This window comes from Streptomyces sp. NPDC001492, assembly GCF_053597275.1.
Window position 1 is genome coordinate 52,505 of sequence record NZ_JBSFHW010000044.1, and the last position, 18,282, is coordinate 70,786.

Consider the following 18,282-nt stretch of genomic DNA (forward strand, 5'->3'; position numbering starts at 1 on the left):
GAACCGCGTACCGGTGGGCGCCGCAGACCAGAGTACCGGGTCACCCCCGGGATCTCGCAAAAAGATTGGGGGTCCCCGTGGACGACCACTCTCCGTAAGATGCTCGGCGTGGTTCGCTACAGCGAACCACCGTACTTGGGGAAGCGATGGGGAGACGCAATGGACGCCGCACAGCAGGAAGCGACCGCAAGAGCGCGGGAACTGCAGCGGAACTGGTACGGGGAGCCGTTGGGGGCGCTCTTCCGTAAGCTCATAGAAGATCTCGGACTCAACCAGGCCCGTCTCGCGGGGGTGCTGGGGTTGTCCGCTCCGATGCTGTCGCAGTTGATGAGCGGGCAGCGGGCGAAGATCGGCAACCCGGCTGTCGTACAGCGGGTGCAGCTGCTGCAGGACCTGGCGGGGCAGGTCGCGGACGGCAGCGTGAGCGCGGCCGAGGCCACGGAGCGCATGGACGAGATCAAGAAGTCGCAGGGGGGCTCGGTGCTCAGCAACACGACGACCACGACGAGCAGTTCGGGGGCGCCCACGGTCAAGCGGGTCGTCCGCGAGATCCAGTCGCTGCTGCGCTCGGTGGCCGCCGCGGGGGACATCATCGACGCCGCGGACACTCTCGCCCCCAGTCATCCGGAGCTGGCAGAGTTCCTCCGGGTGTACGGCGCCGGCCGCACGTCCGACGCGGTCACGCATTACCAGTCGCACCAGAGCTGAGTCCGTGGCCCGGTCGCCGAAGGGGGTTCGGCAGCCGGGCCGACGGCCGCGGAGGGGCGCGGGGCTCGTATCACTCATCACACTCGTCGAGGAACGCTCTGGGGGGAGTCGCATCACCCGTCGAGGGGCAGGCAAGGGGGGGTATCCGAAGGGGGAGGAGCGACGCACAGCCATGGGTGAGGTCTTCGCCGGCCGGTACGAACTGGTCGACCCGATCGGACGCGGAGGAGTCGGCGCCGTCTGGCGCGCCTGGGACCACCGCCGCCGTCGCTATGTGGCCGCCAAGGTGCTGCAGCAGCGCGACGCGCACTCTCTGCTGCGTTTCGTCCGCGAGCAGGCTCTGCGTATCGATCACCCCCATGTGCTGGCGCCCGCCAGCTGGGCCGCCGACGACGACAAGGTCCTGTTCACCATGGACCTCGTCGCCGGCGGCTCGCTGGTCCATCTGGTCGGGGACTACGGCCCCCTGCCCCCGGCCTTCGTGTGCACCTTGCTGGACCAGCTGCTTTCGGGGCTGGCCGCCGTGCATGCGGAGGATGTGGTGCACCGTGACGTCAAGCCGGCCAATGTCCTGCTGGAAGCCACCGGCACGGGCCGGCCGCGGCTGCGGTTGTCCGACTTCGGCATCGCGATGCGGCTGGGGGAACCGCGTCTGACGGAGACCAATCTCGTGGTGGGGACGCCGGGTTATCTCGCGCCCGAGCAGATGATGGGTGCGGAACCGGACTTCCCCGCCGACCTGTTCGCGGTGGGACTGGTCGCGTTGTATCTGCTGGAGGGTGCCAAGCCGGACGCCAAGGCGCTCATCCAGTACTTCGCGGCGCACGGGACGCCGAGCGCCCCCAAGGGCATTCCCGAGCCGCTGTGGCAGGTTGTGGCGACACTGCTGCAGCCCGACCCGCAGGCCCGGTTCCGTACGGCCACAGGGGCGCGCAAGGCGCTCGCCTCCGCCAGGGAGTTGTTGCCGGAACCCGGTCCGGACGACGAGTTGATCGAGATCTTCGACCAACTCGGCCCGCTCCCACCGGGGTTCGCCCCTTCGGGACCTCTGAAAGCCGCGCCGGGGGTGGAGGCGAAGAGGGAGGCCGACACGCGCGAGACCGGTGCAAGTGAGGCCTCGTCGCAGCCCGTTGAGCGGTCTGCCGAGGCAGCGGTGCCCTCCCGTTCGTCCGCGCCCGACGCGGACATCGTGGCGTCCACGGGCGTCACGCCACGGCCCGATCCACGCCAGGAGCCCGGGCACCAGCCGGAGCCGCCCGTCCCCACGCGCCCTCCCGGCATGTCGGACACCGGCAGCTTCCCTCTGCCGCCACCGCAGGCCACCACCACCTCCTCCGTCCGAACTCCCGCTGCACAGGCGCCGCCGCCCCACGCACAGGCACACCCCGACCAGGGCAGCCGGCACGAGCGCGCCCACGCCTCCCCACACGACCCCACGCACGTACTCCCCTCCCCCCAGCCCCGCACGCCACTGCACCCGGCCCAGGCCCTGGCGCCGATGCCAACGCCGACGCCGACGCCTGCGCCTGCGCCTGCGCCTGCGCCGTACCAACGCGTTGATGTCTCCACTGTTTCGTACACCGCCCAGGCCCCTCAGGTTCCGCCTCCCGCGCAGGCAGTCCCGCAGGAGAGGACGCGCCGCAGCCATCGCGCCCGCCCGGCGCGCCGCCCCGGCCCGCCCGCCAAGGTGGCGATCCCGCTCCTGCTTCTCGCGCTGACCTGCTACGCCGTGGGGTTCTGGGCGCTGACCCGTATCTGAACAACCGTCCGCCGGGCCGCGGACCTCACCAGGCCCGTGCTCTGCGCCGGGCCGCGGCCGTCCACACCCCGAGCACGACGAGCACGAGCGTGCCCGCTCCGATCCCGCCCGCGGCGACGGCCTTCATCGTGGCGTGGGCGTCCGCGGTCCCGGCCGCCGCGGCCGCCTGCCGTTCCCGCGCGGTGAGCTCGAAGAGGTTCGCCGGCACGGACTGTCCCTCGTACGCGGGCCCGTCCTGCGCCCCGCCCTCGATCCCGACGCGCAGCGTCAGCCTGAACGGCCCGTCGCCGAACTTGGCGGCCACTCCCGCGGCGAGGTGCACCACCAGGTAGTACGAGCCGGCGAACCGCATTCCGTTCACGCGGTCGGGGATGGCGTAGCGGTTGGTGTAGTCGACGGGAGGAACCGCGGCGAGCGAGGCCGCCTTCTGCTTGCCGTCGTAGCCGACGTTCGCGTCCTCCACGTCGGCGCGGACGGGGTTGTAGAGCGTGAGGGCCAGGGCGTCGATGGCGTAGCCGTGCCCGTCGCCGTTCGCGCCGCCCAGTTCGGCCGTGGCGGACGGCTGTTGGCCCCAGCCGACCGGGACCTTGTAGAAGAGCGTCTGTCCCGGCGTGATGCCGGCACTCCAGACGCCCTGCCCCACCGTGGCCGCCCCGGAGAACCCGGCGCCGCCCTGGCTGCGCTTGGCAGCCCCCGACACCGGAGCGGGTGAGGCGGAGTCCCACACCTGGGGCGGGCTCGTCGCAGCCGCCTGCTTCAGACGCGGTTCGGTGGTGGCCGTGATCTCCAGGTCCCAGGCGCCGGGTGAGGAGTCCGCCGTACCGGTACGTTCGACGACGGCGTAGTAGGCGCCCGAGCCCTGGCACAGAGGGTCGGCCGGGGAGGTCGTTCGTGCGCCCCATGCCGTGATGGGGTGCGGGCTCCTGGCGGCGCCGAAGCGGGCGCGCTCGGTGGAGCAGGAGTGGTCGTCGGCGTCCTGCACCGACACCCTGATGCCGTCGGTGATGGAGAGCGTGGCGTCCGCGCGGGGGATGGCGGTGACGGAGACGTACGCGTTGGACGTGGCGTCGAGATCAAGGCGGTAGTAGACCTTCGCGCCCCTGGGGAGGGAGCTGCGGTAGGTCCCGCCGGCTTCGAGGAGGACGGCGTTCGCGGTGCCTTTCACTCCGTCCACAGGCTGTGCGTCCTCCGCGAAGGCGTACGAAGAGGTAGCGGCGGAGACGTCGGTGCTCGGGGTTACGGCTGCCGCCGCGGCGGCGGTCGGCCAGGGCGCCGCGGCTGCCGTGCACAGCACCGCCGTCACGGCCGCCACGCGCGCGCGTGCCGATGGACGCCCGCGCCACGCCCTCGCGCGCCACCACGCCGTACGCCGCCCCATCACGCGCCACCCCTCGTCGTCGTCCGGACCTCTGGACCGTGGCCCATCCTGCCCCGCGGGGGAGCGCCTCATCCGGGCAACACAAAACCCCGACCGCAAGGACGGCCGGGGTCTGTTCAGATTCCGTTGTCGATACTCACGAACCCGTGGGCACGGAGTCGGTCGCCTCCGTCCACAGATCCTGCTCGGCGCGATCCGCCTGGATCTGGCGGTACACGAGGAGCCCGCCGATGGCGGCCAGTGCGACCAGGAGAAGCTTCTTCACCGCGCGACCTCGTCTTTCCTTGACGTAGGGGACTTCTGGCGCCCGACTATACACACCGACCGATACCGATCGGTGACCTGCGTGGGCCCTCAACTCCCCTCCGGAAAACCGCAGTAGAACCGGAGGTCACCGCTCCGATCTGAGGGTGATCACACCTCCACAGACGGTGACTTTGCTCTTCATTCTCCTATTAACGAGCTGTTTGCACCCATCCGGGTGTTGTTCATCTGAACATCGCCGCGCCACGGGCGTCGGTCCACCACTTCGCGGCCCCGATACACATCATGAGGAAAGTACGCAAATCGCCCGACCCGAAAGTGAGGGGCCATGGCCCAGAACCAGGTCATGAAGCTGTGGAACGTCATCGTCACCGCCTTTCTCGCGCTGTGCACGACGCTCGGACTCATCACGACGACCGCTTCCGCGGCGGTACCGCAGACCGAGGCGACCGGCAACTGCAGCGCGCCGGTGACGATGCCGACGACCTCCCACTGGTCCTGGTCCTACACCAGGGCCCTGCCCCCCACGATGAAGCAGCGCATCCGCGCCGAGGCCCACGGAAAGTCCCCCAGCTGCCGCCACAGCCCGCTCATGGAGACGGAGGCAGGCACGGACCTCTCCGAGCCGGCCACTCCCCTCCAGCTGTGAGGCACCGCCCCTGCAACCCGGCGTAACGGCGAACTTGCGTACCCGAACCGCCCATGAAGAAGACCCCCAACCGGAATCGGTTGGGGGTCTTCTTCATGCTGTGGGGCTAACAGGATTTGAACCTGTGGCCTCATCCTTATCAGGGATGCGCTCTAACCAACTGAGCTATAGCCCCGCCGCGCTCTGCGGTGTGTGTCCCGCGCGCTGACCCCTGAAGATTAGCGCACGACGTGGGCAGTCCCAAAATCGGTTGTCTCAGGACCGGTGGCAGAGGCCCGCCCCCGGCAGCGGTCGGAGCCAGTGGCAGCGGTCGGAGCCGGCGGCAACGGTCAGATCCGGTGATCGAGGTCAGCACCGGTGGCAGAGGCCAGAACCCGGCAACGGTCAGAACCGGTGGTCAGGTCGGAACCGGATGGCAGAGGTCAGAACCGATGGCAGAGGTTGGAAGCAACACTCGCGGTCAAGGTCACTCGTCCTCGGCGAGCGTCAGCTCGATGCCGCCGACGAAGCCCGCGGAGAGGTTGTAGATGAACGCGCCGAGGGTCGCGAGGGCCGTCGCGAGGACGACGTCGATGACCGCGATGATCGACGTGAACATCAGGACGTGCGGGAGCGACAGGAACGACTGCAGGTCGAAGCCGTTCGACTCGTTGGATCCGGTGGCTTCCGAGATCGTGCCGCCGACCGTCGAGAAGACGCCCATCGCGTCCATGACCATCCACAGGACCGCGGACGCGACGATCGTGCAGATGCCCAGCGCGATGGAGAGCAGGAAGCTCACCTTCATCACCGACCACGGATCGGCCTTCGCCACGCGCAGACGTGCCTTGCGGATACGGGGCGTGGTGCGCGCGCCGGTGCGCGGCCGCCGTACGGCGCCGGCCGGTGACGGGGCGGGCGCCTGTGCCTGGTTCTGGTAGGCCTGCGGCGGGTGGTAGGGCCCGGCGGGCTGCTGCGGCTGCCGCTCACCGGGGAGCGGAGAGGCCGCCTGGGCCGGTGCGGGCTGGGCCGGAGGCTGCTGCGGCTGCGGCTGCGCGGCCGGAGGCGGCCCGGCCTTCTGCTGCTGCGTCTGCGGGCCTCGGGCTTCCGTCACAGTTCCCCCCTGGGATCCATGAGTCTGGGACGAGGGCGAGTCGGTCTCGGCTGCGTCGATCTTGCGCAGTTGGGTCGTGTGCGGATCCGTCGCACGCGCGGCGGAGCCACGGCCGCCTCCGTCCGATTCCGTACCCGTGGGGGTAGCGGCCGATCCGGCGCCCGTGGCTCCGCTCACGATGACTCACTCCTCGTGCTACTCGTCCGAGGGCGCCTCACCCTCGTCCGTGCCGGTGGTCGCGGCACCTTCGGCGGTCTCGTCGACGGCCACATCGCCGTCGACCTCCTCCGCCTCGCGTCCCGCCTCGGCGTTACGAGCGATACCGACGACGGCATCGCGCTTGCCCAGGTTGATCAGTTGGACGCCCATGGTGTCACGGCCCGTCTCCCTGACCTCGTTGACTCGCGTACGAATCACACCGCCCGACAGCGTGATGGCGAGGATCTCGTCGGTCTCCTCGACCACCAGCGCGCCGACCAGCGAACCGCGGTCCTCCACGATCTTGGCAGCCTTGATGCCGAGGCCGCCGCGACCCTGGACGCGGTACTCGTCGACGGCGGTCCGCTTCGCGTACCCACCGTCCGTAGCAGTGAACACGAACGTACCGGGTCGAACAACATTCATCGACAGAAGTTCATCGCCCTCACGGAAACTCATGCCCTTGACACCGGAGGTGGCACGGCCCATGGGCCGCAGGCTCTCGTCCGTGGCAGTGAACCTGATCGACTGCGCCTTCTTGCTGATCAGAAGCAGATCGTCATCGGGCGAAACGAGTTCGGCTCCGATCAGTTCGTCGTCCGAACCGTCCTCCGTCTCCCGGAGGTTGATCGCGATCACACCGCCGGAGCGGGGTGAATCGTAATCCTTCAGCGGCGTCTTCTTGACCAGGCCGCCCTTGGTGGCGAGGACCAGGTACGGCGCCGCCTCGTAGTCGCGGATCGCGAGGATCTCGGCGATCGCCTCGTCCGGCTGGAAGGCGAGCAGGTTCGCGACGTGCTGGCCGCGCGCCTCACGGCCGGCGTCCGGAAGCTCGTAGGCCTTCGCACGGTAGACGCGGCCCTTGTTGGTGAAGAACAGCAGCCAGTGGTGCGTGGTCGACACGAAGAAGTGGTCGACGATGTCGTCCTGCTTCAGCTTCGTGCCGCGTACGCCCTTGCCGCCCCGCTTCTGCGAGCGGTAGTCCTCCGTCTTGGTGCGCTTGATGTAGCCGCCGCGCGTGATGGTGACGACGATGTCCTCTTCGGCGATCAGGTCCTCGATGGACATGTCACCGTCGAAGGGCACCAGCATCGTCTTGCGGTCGTCGCCGTACTTCTCCACGATCGCGGCGAGTTCCTCGCTGACGATGCCGCGCTGGCGGACCGGGGAGGCGAGGATCTCGTTGTACTCGGTGATCTTCGCCTGGAGCTCGTCGTGCTCCTGGATGATCTTCCGGCGCTCCAGGGCGGCCAGTCGGCGCAGCTGCATCTCAAGGATGGCGTTCGCCTGGATCTCGTCGATCTCCAGGAGCTCCATCAGGCCCGTGCGCGCGATGTCGACCGTGTCGCTGCGCCGGATCAGCGCGATGACCTCGTCGATGGCGTCCAGGGCCTTCAGCAGGCCGCGCAGGATGTGCGCCCGCTCCTCGGCCTTGCGCAGGCGGAAGCGTGTACGGCGGACGATGACCTCGATCTGGTGCGTCACCCAGTGGCGGATGAACGCGTCCAGGGAGAGCGTGCGCGGGACGCCGTCGACCAGCGCCAGCATGTTGGCGCCGAAGTTCGTCTGCAGGTCCGTGTGCTTGTACAGGTTGTTCAGGACGACCTTGGCGACCGCGTCCCGCTTGAGGACGATGACGAGGCGCTGACCGGTGCGGGAGCTGGTCTCGTCGCGGACGTCCGCGATGCCGCCGATCTTGCCGTCCTTCACCAGGTCGGCGATCTTCTGCGCGAGGTTGTCGGGGTTGGTCTGGTACGGCAGCTCCGTGACCACCAGGCACTGGCGGTTCTGGATCTCCTCGACCTCGACGACCGCGCGCATGGTGATGGAGCCACGGCCGGTGCGGTAGGCCTCCTCGATGCCCTTGCGGCCGACGACGAGCGCGCCGGTCGGGAAGTCGGGGCCCTTGATGCGCTCCATGAGCGCGTCCAGCAGCTCCTCGTGGGAGACGTCGGGGTTCTCCAGGTACCACTGGGCACCGGCCGCGACCTCGCGCAGGTTGTGCGGCGGGATGTTGGTCGCCATGCCGACCGCGATACCGGCCGAGCCGTTAATCAGCAGGTTCGGGAAGCGGGCCGGCAGGACGGTCGGCTCCTGGGAGCGGCCGTCGTAGTTGTCCGTGAAGTCGACGGTCTCCTCGTCGATGTCGCGGACCATCTCCATCGACAGCGGCGCCATCTTGCACTCGGTGTAGCGCATGGCCGCCGCCGGGTCGTTGCCCGGAGAGCCGAAGTTGCCGTTGGAGTCGACGAGCGGCATGCGCATCGACCACGGCTGGGCGAGACGGACCAGGGCGTCGTAGATCGAACTGTCGCCGTGGGGGTGGTAGTTACCCATGACGTCGCCGACCACGCGCGCGCACTTGTAGAAGCCGCGCTCGGGGCGGTAGCCGCCGTCGTACATGGCGTACAGGACGCGGCGGTGGACGGGCTTGAGGCCGTCCCGGACGTCCGGCAGCGCTCGCGAGACGATGACGGACATCGCGTAGTCGAGGTACGAGCGCTGCATCTCCGTCTCGAGCCCCACGGGCTCGACACGCATCGCGAGTTCGCCGCCCTCTTCAGGGGTGACGGGAGTGTTCTCGTCGGCCATTGCTGGTGAAGATCCTTCCTGGTGCGGTCAGCTGAGACCGACTCAGATGTCGAGGAAGCGGACGTCCTTGGCGTTGCGCTGGATGAACTGGCGGCGCGCCTCCACGTCCTCGCCCATCAGGACGGAGAACAGGTCGTCGGCCTGCGCGGCGTCGTCCAGGGTGACCTGGCCGAGGACCCGGTGCTCCTGGTCCATCGTGGTCACGCGCAGTTCCTCGGCGTTCATCTCGCCGAGACCCTTGAAGCGCTGGATCGAGTCCTCACGGACGCGCTTGCCGCGCTGACGGCCCATCTCGATCAGCGCGTCACGCTCGCGGTCCGAGTAGGCGTACTCCACGTCGTCACGGCCCCACTTGATCTTGTACAGCGGGGGACGGGACAGGTACACGTGCCCGGCCTCGACCAGCGGCCGCATGAAGCGGAACAGGAAGGTCAGCAGCAGGGTGCTGATGTGCTGGCCGTCGACGTCGGCGTCCGCCATCAGGATGATCTTGTGATAGCGGAGCTTCTCGATGTCGAAGTCCTCGTGCACGCCCGTGCCGAAGGCCGAGATCAGCGCCTGGATCTCCTGGTTCTGCAGGATCTTGTCGATCCTGGCCTTCTCGACGTTGAGGATCTTGCCTCGGATCGGGAGGATCGCCTGGTACTGCGGGTTGCGGCCGGACTTGGCCGAGCCGCCGGCGGAGTCACCCTCGACGATGAAGATCTCGCACTTGGTCGGGTCGTTCGACTGGCAGTCGGAGAGCTTGCCCGGCAGGGACGCCGACTCCAGCAGGCCCTTACGACGCGTCAGGTCACGGGCCTTGCGGGCCGCCACGCGCGCGGTGGCCGCCTGGATGCCCTTGCGGATGATGTCCGCGGCCTCGTTCGGGTTGCGGTCCAGCCAGTCGTTGAGGTGCTCGTAGACCGCCTTCTGGACGAAGGTCTTCGCCTCCGTGTTGCCCAGCTTGGTCTTGGTCTGGCCCTCGAACTGCGGCTCGCTCAGCTTCACCGAGATGATCGCCGTCAGACCCTCGCGGATGTCGTCACCCGTGAGGTTGTCGTCCTTCTCGCGCAGCAGCTTCTTGTCGCGCGCGTACTTGTTGATCAGGTTGGTGAGCGCCGCGCGGAAGCCCTCTTCGTGCGTGCCGCCCTCGTGCGTGTGGATGATGTTGGCGAAGGAGTACACGCCCTCGCTGTAACCGCTGTTCCACTGCATCGCGACTTCGAGGGAGAGGCTCTTCTCCTTGTCCTCCGCCTCGAGGTCGATCACCGTCGGGTGCACCACGTCTCCCTTGCGGGAGTTGAGGTACTTCACGAAGTCGACGATGCCGCCCTCGTAGTGGTACGTGACGTGCTTGACCTCGGCGGTCTCGTCGGCACCCGCCTCGTCCGCCCCGGAGGTGGCCTTCGCCGACTCGCGCTCGTCAGTGAGTTTGATCGTCAAACCCTTGTTGAGGAACGCCATCTCCTGGAAGCGCCGCGAGAGCGTCTCGAAGGAGTAGTCGGTGGTCTCGAAGATGTCGGCGTCGGCCCAGAAGGTGACCGACGTGCCGGTCTCCTCGATGGCCTCGTGCTTGGCGAGCGGCGCCGTGGGGACGCCCATCTTGTAGTCCTGCGTCCAGCGGTGACCGTCGGTCCTGACCTCGACCGCGACCTTCGAGGACAGCGCGTTCACGACGGAGACGCCGACGCCGTGCAGACCACCGGAGACCGCGTAGCCGCCACCGCCGAACTTGCCGCCCGCGTGCAGAACGGTCAGCACGACCTCGAGCGCCGGCTTGCCCTCGGAGGGCACGATGCCCACCGGGATGCCACGGCCGTTGTCGACGACGCGGACGCCGCCGTCGGCGAGGATCGTCACGTCGATGGTGTCCGCGTGGCCGGCCAGTGCCTCGTCGACGGAGTTGTCGACGACCTCGTACACGAGGTGGTGCAGCCCTCGCTCACCGGTCGAGCCGATGTACATACCGGGGCGCTTGCGGACCGCGTCCAGGCCCTCGAGGACGGTGATGGCGCTGGCGTCGTACGAGGCGGTGACCTCGCCGTTCGACGAGGTCACCGCGCCGTTCTCGCCGGCGTCGGTGGACGGGATGTTCTCGTTGGGGTTGCCGGAATCGGCCACGAAGCGCCCTTTCTGGCACAGCACGAGCCAGGCTCGTCGGCGGGTTGCCGGAGCGGCTGCGGCATGTTGCGTTGGTAAGCCTTGTTCAGCGTTGCTCAGCTTTTCCCGGACGTCCCCACGACTGGGGCGGGATTGGCTTCCAGTCTACCGGTAGCGCCGACAGTGATGGGGGTTTGCCGGTACCTGAGTCCTCATGTGGCGCCCTGAACCGGCGTCTTCCGGGTCCCCATATACGGAGCAGGGCTCCAAGAGGCTCACAGAGGCACTCAGCGCTTCCGACTGTCAACCCTTGGCTACTTGGGAGTCAGGTCGCAATTCGCAACCGTGTGCGGCGGCACGACACGGAGGCCGCCGGAGCCATGACCGGACCGCCGACGGCCTGCAGATGTGAGGTCTGTCACCCATACGTGTCGCCGGGGCCCGTGCTGCCAGGGGCACGCAGGGGACCGTAGCGACGGGCGGGGCCACCGGGACCGTTCACCTTGATCATCTTCACCGCGCCGTGCCCGAGGTCCTCGTTGAGACGGGCCACCAGCGTGGGGGCGAGCAGGCGCAGATTCGTCGCCCAGGCCGTCGAATCGCAGCGCACCACCAGGACACGCTCGTCCTCGTCGTACTTCTCCGGCTCGCAGTGCTTGGCCACGTCCTCGCCCACGATCTGCGGCCAGCGGCCCATCACGCCGCCCACCGCCGCCGGGGTCTCCCAACCGCGCTCGGTGATGAGCCGGTTGATCGCAGCACCGAGCGCCATGGGGTCGCGTCCGTCAGCACGCGCGCCGGAGCGCAGACCACCGCGCCGCGCCTGCTTCTTCTGCTGCGCCGCGTCCCCACGCGCGCGTGCCTGTTCCTTCGCCGCCCTCAGCGCCACGCGCGCGAGGTCGACGCCGGACGGCTCGGGGGCCTTCTTGGGCGCGGGCTCTTCGTCCGTCATGCGCGCTCCACCGTCCCGTCCGACACCGAGTACCGCGTCCCGGTCAGTACGTGCGGTACGTCGTCGTCCACCGCGGCCGTCACCAGTACCTGCTCACCGGGCACGACCAGCTCCGCCAGACGCTCGCGGCGACGGGTGTCCAGCTCCGCGAAGACGTCGTCGAGGACGAGCACCGGCTCATTGCCCTCGGCCCGCAGCAGGTCGTACGAGGCGAGGCGCAACGCCAGCGCATACGACCACGACTCCCCGTGCGAGGCGTACCCCTTGGCGGGCAGCTGACCGAGTTTGAGAAGCAGATCGTCCCGATGCGGTCCTACGAGGGTGACGCCCCGCTCGATCTCCTGCTTGCGCACCTCGGCGAGCGCCCCCATCAGCTGCTCGTAGAGATCCTCGCGGGTGTGGGCCTCACCGGGCGCGGACGGCTTGTACTCCAGGCTCACCGGGCCGCCCCCCGGCGCCAGCTGCTCGTACGCCTTGTCGGCCAGCGGCTGGATCGCCGCGACCAGATCCAGGCGCTGGGCAAGCAACTCGGCACCCACGCGCGCGAGATGCTGGTCCCAGACGTCGAGCGTGGACAGGTCCATGGAACGGCCGCCGTGGCGGCGGGCCAGCGCGGCCGACTTCAGGAGCGTGTTGCGCTGCTTCAGGACCCGCTCGTAGTCGGAGCGCACGCCGGCCATCCGCGGGGAACGAGCGGTGATCAGCTCGTCCAGGAAACGACGCCGCTCACCGGGGTCCCCCTTGACCAGGGAGAGATCCTCGGGCGCGAACAGGACGGTCCGTACGATGCCCAGCACATCACGCGGTCTGACCTGCGAGGACCTGTTGATGCGGGCGCGGTTGGCCTTGCCGGGGTTCAGCTCCAGCTCGATCAGCTGCTGCCGCTCGCCCTGTTTGACCTGCGCCCGGATGACCGCGCGATCCGCGCCCATGCGCACCAGGGGGGCGTCGGAGGCCACCCGGTGGCTGCCGAGGGTGGCGAGATATCCGACGGCCTCGACGAGGTTGGTCTTGCCCTGTCCGTTCGGGCCGACAAAAGCGGTGACGCCCGGGTCCAGCGGGACCTCGACCCGGGCGTACGAACGGAAGTCGGCCAGCGACAGGTGCGTGACGTGCATGGTCGGTCGCCGACCTCCCCCAGGTTGCGGGCTGACTTTTCAACAGCCCTGTGGATTACTTCTTCTCGACCGCGTGGCCGCCGAACTGGTTCCGCAGCGCCGCGATCATCTTCATCTGCGGAGAGTCCTCCTGACGCGACGCGAACCGCGCGAAGAGGGAGGCCGTGATCGCGGGCAGCGGCACGGCGTTGTCGATGGCGGCTTCCACAGTCCAGCGTCCCTCGCCGGAGTCCTGTGCAAAACCTTTCAGCCTGTCCAGGTGCTCGTCCTCGTCGAGGGCGTTCACCGCGAGGTCCAGCAGCCAGGACCGGATGACCGTGCCCTCCTGCCAGGAACGGAAGACCTCGCGCACATCCGTGACCGAGTCGACCTTCTCCAGCAGCTCCCAGCCCTCGGCGTAGGCCTGCATCATCGCGTACTCGATGCCGTTGTGGACCATCTTCGCGAAGTGCCCCGCACCGACCTTGCCGGCGTGCACCGAGCCGAACTTCCCCTCGGGCTTCAGCGCGTCGAAGACCGGCTGCACCTTGGCGACGTTCTCCGCGTCACCGCCGTACATCAGCGCATAGCCGTTCTCCAGGCCCCAGACGCCGCCGGAGACACCGCAGTCGACGAAGCCGATGCCCTTGGCCGCCAGCTCCTCGGCGTGCCTCTCGTCGTCCGTCCAGCGGGAGTTGCCGCCGTCCACGACGACGTCTCCCGGCTCCAGGAGCTCGGCCAGTTCGTCGATCGTCGACTGGGTGGGCGCTCCGGCCGGGACCATCACCCAGACCACGCGGGGCCCGCTGAGCTTGCCCACAAGCTCTTCCAGGCTGTGGACATCGGCAAGGTCCGGGTTGCGGTCGAATCCGATCACGGTGTGGCCTGCGCGGCGTATCCGCTCGCGCATGTTGCCGCCCATCTTGCCGAGGCCGACGAGACCGAGCTCCATCAGTTGTTCCTTAGGTTGCTGTGTGGCGTGTGGGGCACGTTCGTACCTGCGTCCGAGCCTAAACCCGGACGCTCGCGCACACCTGTGGGCATACCCGCTCATAAGTACGCCCCTACCTGCGGATTCCCTGAGGGGAGAGATCAGCCGCTGAGCCGCACAGGCATGATCAGGTACTTGTAGGCCTCGTCCGCCTCGGCATCCAGCGCCGGCTTGCCGCTGAGCAGCGCGGGCTTGGTGGAGGTCGTGAACGACAGCTGCGCCACCGGCGAGTCGATGGCGCTCAGGCCGTCCAGGAGGAACGTCGGGTTGAAGGCGATCGAGATGTCGTCGCCCTCCAGCTGCGCGTCCACTCGTTCCACAGCCTGTGCATCGTCGCTGGAGCCGGCCTCCAGGATCAGCACGCCCTGCTCGAAGCTCAGCCGCACCGGGGTGTTGCGCTCGGCGACCAGGGCCACACGCTTGACGGCCTCCACGAAGGGGGCGGTCTCGATGACGGCGACGGTGTTGAACTCCGTCGGGAACAGCGTGCGGTACTTCGGGAGGTCGCCTTCCAGGAGGCGGGTGGTGGTGCGCCGCCCGGCGCCCTCGAAACCGATCAGCCCCTCGCCCGCGCCCGAGCCGGACAGCGCCAGGATCACGCTGTCGCCGCTCGTGAGGGCCTTGGCGGTGTCCAGGAGCGTCTTGGCGGGCACCAGGGCGACCGCGGAGGCCTCGGGGTTCTCCGGCTTCCACAGGAACTCGCGGACCGCGAAGCGGTAGCGGTCGGTGGAGGCCAGGGTGACGGTGTCGCCCTCGATCTCGATGCGCACACCGGTGAGGACGGGCAGCGTGTCGTCACGGCCGGCCGCGATGGCCACCTGGGCGGCCGCGGAGGCGAAGACCTCACCGGGGACGGTGCCCGTGGCGTTCGGCATCTGCGGCAGCGCCGGGTACTCCTCCACAGGCAGGGTGTGGAGTGTGAACCGGGAGGACCCACAGACCACGGTCGCCCGTACACCGTCTGTGGAAATCTCCACGGGCCGGTTGGGGAGGGCGCGGGAGATGTCGGCGAGCAGCCGGCCGGAGACGAGGACGGTGCCCTCCTCCTCGACCTCCGCCTCCACCGACACACGCGCGGAGACCTCGTAGTCGAAGCTGGACAGGCTCAGAGCGCCGTCCTCGGCCTTCAGCAGGAGGCCGGCGAGGACAGGCGCCGGCGGACGGGCCGGGAGGCTGCGCGCCGCCCAGGCAACTGCCTCCGCGAGTACGTCGCGTTCCACCCGGATCTTCACTGTTGCCGCCTCCTGCTGTTGCCGGCGCTTCTCGCCCTGCCTGGCTTCGTCGTCTGTGTCGGTGTCGTCGGTCCCTGCGGTGGGAAGGACACCGGGGAACAGTCTGACGCACGGCACTGACAGTAGGTGCCTCTCGGGGTCAAGTCGTGACGAGGGGCAGCCGGGAGCCGGACGGCGAGTTGTGCACAGGACCCCCTTCGAAACGAACTTCTCGCTCTCTCTAGTCGGGAGTAGTAGTAGGGCCTGTGGAAACCGTGGATAACCCTGTTTTCCCAGCTCACAGGCGAGATTTTGTCCACGGGCCCTGTGGGCGGAGACAGTGGACAACTCTGCGGATCTGTGGAGAACGGAAAGTTCTGCACACCCCGTGCACAGCCTGAGGTGAGTTCTCCCCAGCGCCGTCCCCAGCTTTTCCCCCGTTGCCCACAGCCCAACCCGGCACCTTCGTGTGACGCCTTTCACTCGACGCGGTGATCAGGCGCGTCACGTTGCCGAACAGTGGACAGCGGTGTGGAGAAGTCGCCCTTCGCTGGGGACAATCAGGCTCAGCCTGTGGGTTGTCGGTGGACAACTTCGTGCACAGCTTGTGGATCAGTTCTCCGTCCACAGTCTGTGGAGATCCTTCATCCACCGATCCACAGCCACTTGAGCTGCCGCGATGGCTGTTCAGGCGCTCCCCTGTGGACCGAACTCTGGACAACTCCGCAGTCCCCAGGATGTGGACAGCAGAAAGTTCACGAATCTGTGGAGAGCGGCCGTAACTCGGCAGGAAATCGAACAGCGGGTGTCCCCGGCATGACGAAGGGCGCCCCGGGAGCGTGTCCCGGGGCGCCCTCGACGGCGTCCGTCTGTGGCTGTCAGCCGTTCTTGATGCGGTTCGTCAGCTCGGTCACCTGGTTGTAGATGGAGCGTCGCTCGGCCATCAGATTGCGGATCTTGCGGTCGGCGTGCATGACCGTCGTGTGGTCGCGGCCGCCGAACAGTGCGCCGATCTTCGGCAGGGAGAGATCCGTCAGCTCCCGGCACAGGTACATGGCGATCTGGCGGGCTGTCACCAGCGCGCGGCCGCGTGAGGTGCCGCACAGGTCCTCGACGGTGAGGCCGAAGTAGTCGGCGGTCGCGCTCATGATGGCCGTGGAGGTGATCTCGGGGGCCGAGTCCTCGCCGCCGGGGATCAGGTCCTTGAGGACGATCTCGGTGAGGCCCAGGTCCACCGGCTGCCGGTTGAGCGAGGCGAACGCCGTCACCCGGATCAGCGCGCCCTCCAGTTCGCGGATGTTGCGCGAGATGCGGGAGGCGATGAACTCCAGTACCTCCGGCGGGGCGTTGAGCTGCTCCTGGACCGCCTTCTTGCGCAGGATCGCGATGCGGGTCTCCAGCTCGGGCGGCTGGACGTCGGTGATCAGGCCCCACTCGAAACGGTTCCGCAGCCGGTCCTCCAGCGTGACCAGCTGCTTGGGCGGCCGGTCGCTGGAGAGCACGATCTGCTTGTTCGCGTTGTGGAGCGTGTTGAAGGTGTGGAAGAACTCCTCCTGGGTCGACTCCTTGTCCGCGAGGAACTGGATGTCGTCGACGAGCAGGATGTCCATCTCGCGGTAGCGCTTGCGGAAGCTGTCGCCCTTGCCGTCGCGGATGGAGTTGATGAACTCGTTGGTGAACTCCTCCGAGCTCACATACCGCACACGTGTACCCGGGTAGAGGCTTCGCGCGTAGTGCCCGATGGCGTGCAGCAGGTGCGTCTTGCCGAGCCCGGACTCCCCGTAGATGAACAGGGGGTTGTACGCCTTGGCCGGCGCCTCGGCGACGGCGACCGCGGCGGCGTGTGCGAAGCGGTTGGAGGCGCCGATGACGAACGTGTCGAAGAGGTACTTCGGGTTCAGGCGCGCGGTGGGCTCACCGGGGCCGGTGGCCGGCGCGGGCTTCGCGGCCAGCGGACCGGGGGCGCCGCTGGAGGCGGGCAGCGAGGAGCCGACGGGGCCGCCGCGGTGGACGTGCCCGGAGCCGGGCGGCTGCTCGGGCAGTTCCCGGCGGGCGTCACGCTGGTCGTAATCGGGTCGGGGCTGGTCGTAGTCCGGGCGCGGCTGGTCGTAGTCGGGTCGCTGCGCCTCGTACGGCGGGCGTTCCAACGACTGGGGCCGGTAGTCCTGGGAGGGCGGGGCGTACGCGTCCTGTGCCGGGGAGCCGTAGGAGTCCTGGGGCGGCGAGGCGTACGGGTCCCGCTCGGGGAAGCCGAGGCGCTGCTGCTGCCAGCTGTACTCGTCCTGTGACGGGCGCGGCCAGGCGCCGGGCTCGGGGCGCTGGTACTCCGAGGGGTAGGCAGGGCGGGCGGTGGGAAGCTGGTCGCCCTGGTCGCCGGGGGGGTGCTCGGGGCGGTTCGCCCGGCGGTCGTCGGCGCGGTGGCGGCCGTAGCCGTCGTACTGGCCGGAGGGGAGCTCGGGCTCCTCGTAGCGCGGCTGGGGGCGGGCCGGTGGCGCCGGCGGGGCGGGGGGTTCGCCCGCGGAGTCGTCGACGGTGATCGCGATGCGGATCGGGCGGCCGCACTCGCGGCTCAGCGTCTCGCTGACGATCGGGGCGAGGCGGCCCTCGAGCACGCCTTTCGCGAACTCGTTCGGTACGGCGAGCAGTGCGGTGTCGGCGACCAGCGCGAGTGGCTGGCAGCGCCGGATCCAGTGCTCGTCCTTGGTCTCTACGCCCTGCCCGCGGCCCTCACCGAGAAGTTGCTCCAATACTCGTGGCCACACTGCGGCAAGATCGGCAGGTACGTCAGCCACAGGGCACGCTCTCTCACGGGTCCCACGAACGTGTGATTGTGGGACGGGTCGGGATTCAAATGGGGTGGGGCAGGTACAAGGGAACGAATCGGAGTTCAGCCACGGTAGTCAGGGCGACGGGTGCGGTTCAAGTTGTTGTCCCCAGGCTGTGGATAGTGTCTCCCAGTGACCGCTGGTTTGACCGGATGGCGTAGCCCCGCGTACCGTAACCAGGTCGAGTTGTCGATGGCTGCTGCCGCCTGCCTCCGATGGGCACAGATCGCGTCAGGTGATCGGGAAGCGGTGCAATCGGGCGTAACTGCGAGCTACTCGTGGGCGCACGGTGACAGCCAGGGCGGCACCCGCCACCACCGATTGATTTCTGGAGCCCCCGAGTGAGCAAGCGCACCTTCCAGCCGAACAACCGTCGTCGCGCCAAGACCCACGGCTTCCGCCTGCGGATGCGTACCCGTGCCGGTCGCGCGATTCTGGCGAACCGCCGCAGCAAGGGTCGCGCCAGCCTGTCCGCCTGATCCC

General features: G+C 68.6%; 14 protein-coding genes and 1 tRNA gene. 4 read left to right on the top strand and 11 right to left on the bottom strand.

The window, feature by feature from the left end:
* Positions 1 to 159: 159 nt before the first annotated feature.
* Both ACWC1K_RS39550 and ACWC1K_RS39555 read left to right on the top strand, forming a co-directional pair.
* Positions 160 to 708, top strand: a complete 549-nt coding sequence (locus ACWC1K_RS39550) for a helix-turn-helix domain-containing protein (protein WP_450837871.1) — start codon at positions 160 to 162, stop codon at positions 706 to 708.
* Positions 709 to 880: 172 nt separating this feature from the next.
* A complete protein-coding gene (locus ACWC1K_RS39555; protein WP_450837872.1) occupies positions 881 to 2,467 on the top strand; it encodes a protein kinase domain-containing protein in 1,587 nt (528 codons plus the stop codon).
* A 25-nt stretch (positions 2,468 to 2,492) separates the two neighbouring features.
* Here ACWC1K_RS39555 and ACWC1K_RS39560 read toward each other — a convergent pair whose 3' ends face one another.
* On the bottom strand, positions 2,493 to 3,779 hold the full coding sequence (locus tag ACWC1K_RS39560; RefSeq protein ID WP_450837873.1) for a hypothetical protein: 1,287 nt from the start codon (positions 3,777 to 3,779) through the stop codon (positions 2,493 to 2,495).
* 202 nt (positions 3,780 to 3,981) lie between these two features.
* Positions 3,982 to 4,110 (bottom strand): DLW-39 family protein, encoded by a 129-nt coding sequence (locus ACWC1K_RS39565; RefSeq protein ID WP_003999697.1) that lies wholly within the window; start codon positions 4,108 to 4,110, stop codon positions 3,982 to 3,984.
* Between the two features lie 327 nt (positions 4,111 to 4,437).
* Between ACWC1K_RS39565 and ACWC1K_RS39570 the strand changes: the two genes are divergently transcribed.
* Positions 4,438 to 4,758: a DUF6344 domain-containing protein gene (locus tag ACWC1K_RS39570; protein WP_450837874.1), complete on the top strand. Its 321-nt coding sequence runs from the start codon at positions 4,438 to 4,440 to the stop codon at positions 4,756 to 4,758.
* 101 nt (positions 4,759 to 4,859) lie between these two features.
* Here ACWC1K_RS39570 and ACWC1K_RS39575 read toward each other — a convergent pair.
* The 9 genes from ACWC1K_RS39575 to dnaA form a co-directional block, all read right to left on the bottom strand.
* Positions 4,860 to 4,933, bottom strand: a tRNA-Ile gene (locus ACWC1K_RS39575).
* 291 nt (positions 4,934 to 5,224) lie between these two features.
* Positions 5,225 to 6,028 (bottom strand): DUF3566 domain-containing protein, encoded by an 804-nt coding sequence (locus tag ACWC1K_RS39580; RefSeq protein ID WP_450837875.1) that lies wholly within the window; start codon positions 6,026 to 6,028, stop codon positions 5,225 to 5,227.
* Between the two features lie 18 nt (positions 6,029 to 6,046).
* The gene (gene gyrA, locus ACWC1K_RS39585) at positions 6,047 to 8,641 is read right to left on the bottom strand and encodes a DNA gyrase subunit A (protein WP_450837876.1); all 2,595 of its coding nucleotides are present in this window, start codon (positions 8,639 to 8,641) and stop codon (positions 6,047 to 6,049) included.
* A 42-nt stretch (positions 8,642 to 8,683) separates the two neighbouring features.
* Positions 8,684 to 10,744, bottom strand: coding sequence for a DNA topoisomerase (ATP-hydrolyzing) subunit B (gene gyrB / locus ACWC1K_RS39590; protein ID WP_450696137.1), 2,061 nt, complete (start codon positions 10,742 to 10,744; stop codon positions 8,684 to 8,686).
* A 397-nt stretch (positions 10,745 to 11,141) separates the two neighbouring features.
* On the bottom strand, positions 11,142 to 11,675 hold the full coding sequence (locus tag ACWC1K_RS39595; protein ID WP_351473082.1) for a DUF721 domain-containing protein: 534 nt from the start codon (positions 11,673 to 11,675) through the stop codon (positions 11,142 to 11,144).
* Positions 11,672 to 12,793 (bottom strand): DNA replication/repair protein RecF, encoded by a 1,122-nt coding sequence (gene recF, locus ACWC1K_RS39600; RefSeq protein ID WP_450837878.1) that lies wholly within the window; start codon positions 12,791 to 12,793, stop codon positions 11,672 to 11,674. Before recF ends, ACWC1K_RS39595 begins: the two co-directional genes overlap by 4 nt.
* Positions 12,794 to 12,848: 55 nt before the next feature.
* Positions 12,849 to 13,724, bottom strand: a complete 876-nt coding sequence (gnd, locus tag ACWC1K_RS39605) for a phosphogluconate dehydrogenase (NAD(+)-dependent, decarboxylating) (RefSeq protein WP_450754985.1) — start codon at positions 13,722 to 13,724, stop codon at positions 12,849 to 12,851.
* Between the two features lie 140 nt (positions 13,725 to 13,864).
* Positions 13,865 to 14,995 (bottom strand): DNA polymerase III subunit beta, encoded by a 1,131-nt coding sequence (gene dnaN / locus ACWC1K_RS39610; protein ID WP_030938963.1) that lies wholly within the window; start codon positions 14,993 to 14,995, stop codon positions 13,865 to 13,867.
* Between the two features lie 857 nt (positions 14,996 to 15,852).
* Entirely contained in the window at positions 15,853 to 17,766 is a 1,914-nt protein-coding gene (dnaA, locus tag ACWC1K_RS39615; protein ID WP_450837881.1) for a chromosomal replication initiator protein DnaA, read from the bottom strand.
* A gap of 374 nt (positions 17,767 to 18,140) precedes the next feature.
* Between dnaA and rpmH the strand changes: the two genes are divergently transcribed.
* Positions 18,141 to 18,278 carry a 50S ribosomal protein L34 gene (gene rpmH / locus ACWC1K_RS39620; RefSeq protein WP_005482975.1) on the top strand — a complete coding sequence of 46 codons (138 nt, stop codon included), beginning with the start codon at positions 18,141 to 18,143 and terminating at the stop codon, positions 18,276 to 18,278.
* Positions 18,279 to 18,282 lie beyond the last annotated feature (4 nt).

Excerpts from the sequence above, each read along its gene's own strand:
- ACWC1K_RS39550 (WP_450837871.1), top strand. The coding sequence starts at position 160 with ATGGACGCCGCACAGCAGGAAGCGACCGCAAGAGCGCGGGAACTGCAG.
- ACWC1K_RS39595 (WP_351473082.1), bottom strand. The coding sequence starts at position 11,675 with ATGACGGACGAAGAGCCCGCGCCCAAGAAGGCCCCCGAGCCGTCCGGC.
- ACWC1K_RS39555 (WP_450837872.1), top strand. The coding sequence starts at position 881 with ATGGGTGAGGTCTTCGCCGGCCGGTACGAACTGGTCGACCCGATCGGA.
- gyrA (WP_450837876.1), bottom strand. The coding sequence starts at position 8,641 with ATGGCCGACGAGAACACTCCCGTCACCCCTGAAGAGGGCGGCGAACTC.
- ACWC1K_RS39570 (WP_450837874.1), top strand. The coding sequence starts at position 4,438 with ATGGCCCAGAACCAGGTCATGAAGCTGTGGAACGTCATCGTCACCGCC.
- gnd (WP_450754985.1), bottom strand. The coding sequence starts at position 13,724 with ATGGAGCTCGGTCTCGTCGGCCTCGGCAAGATGGGCGGCAACATGCGC.
- recF (WP_450837878.1), bottom strand. The coding sequence starts at position 12,793 with ATGCACGTCACGCACCTGTCGCTGGCCGACTTCCGTTCGTACGCCCGG.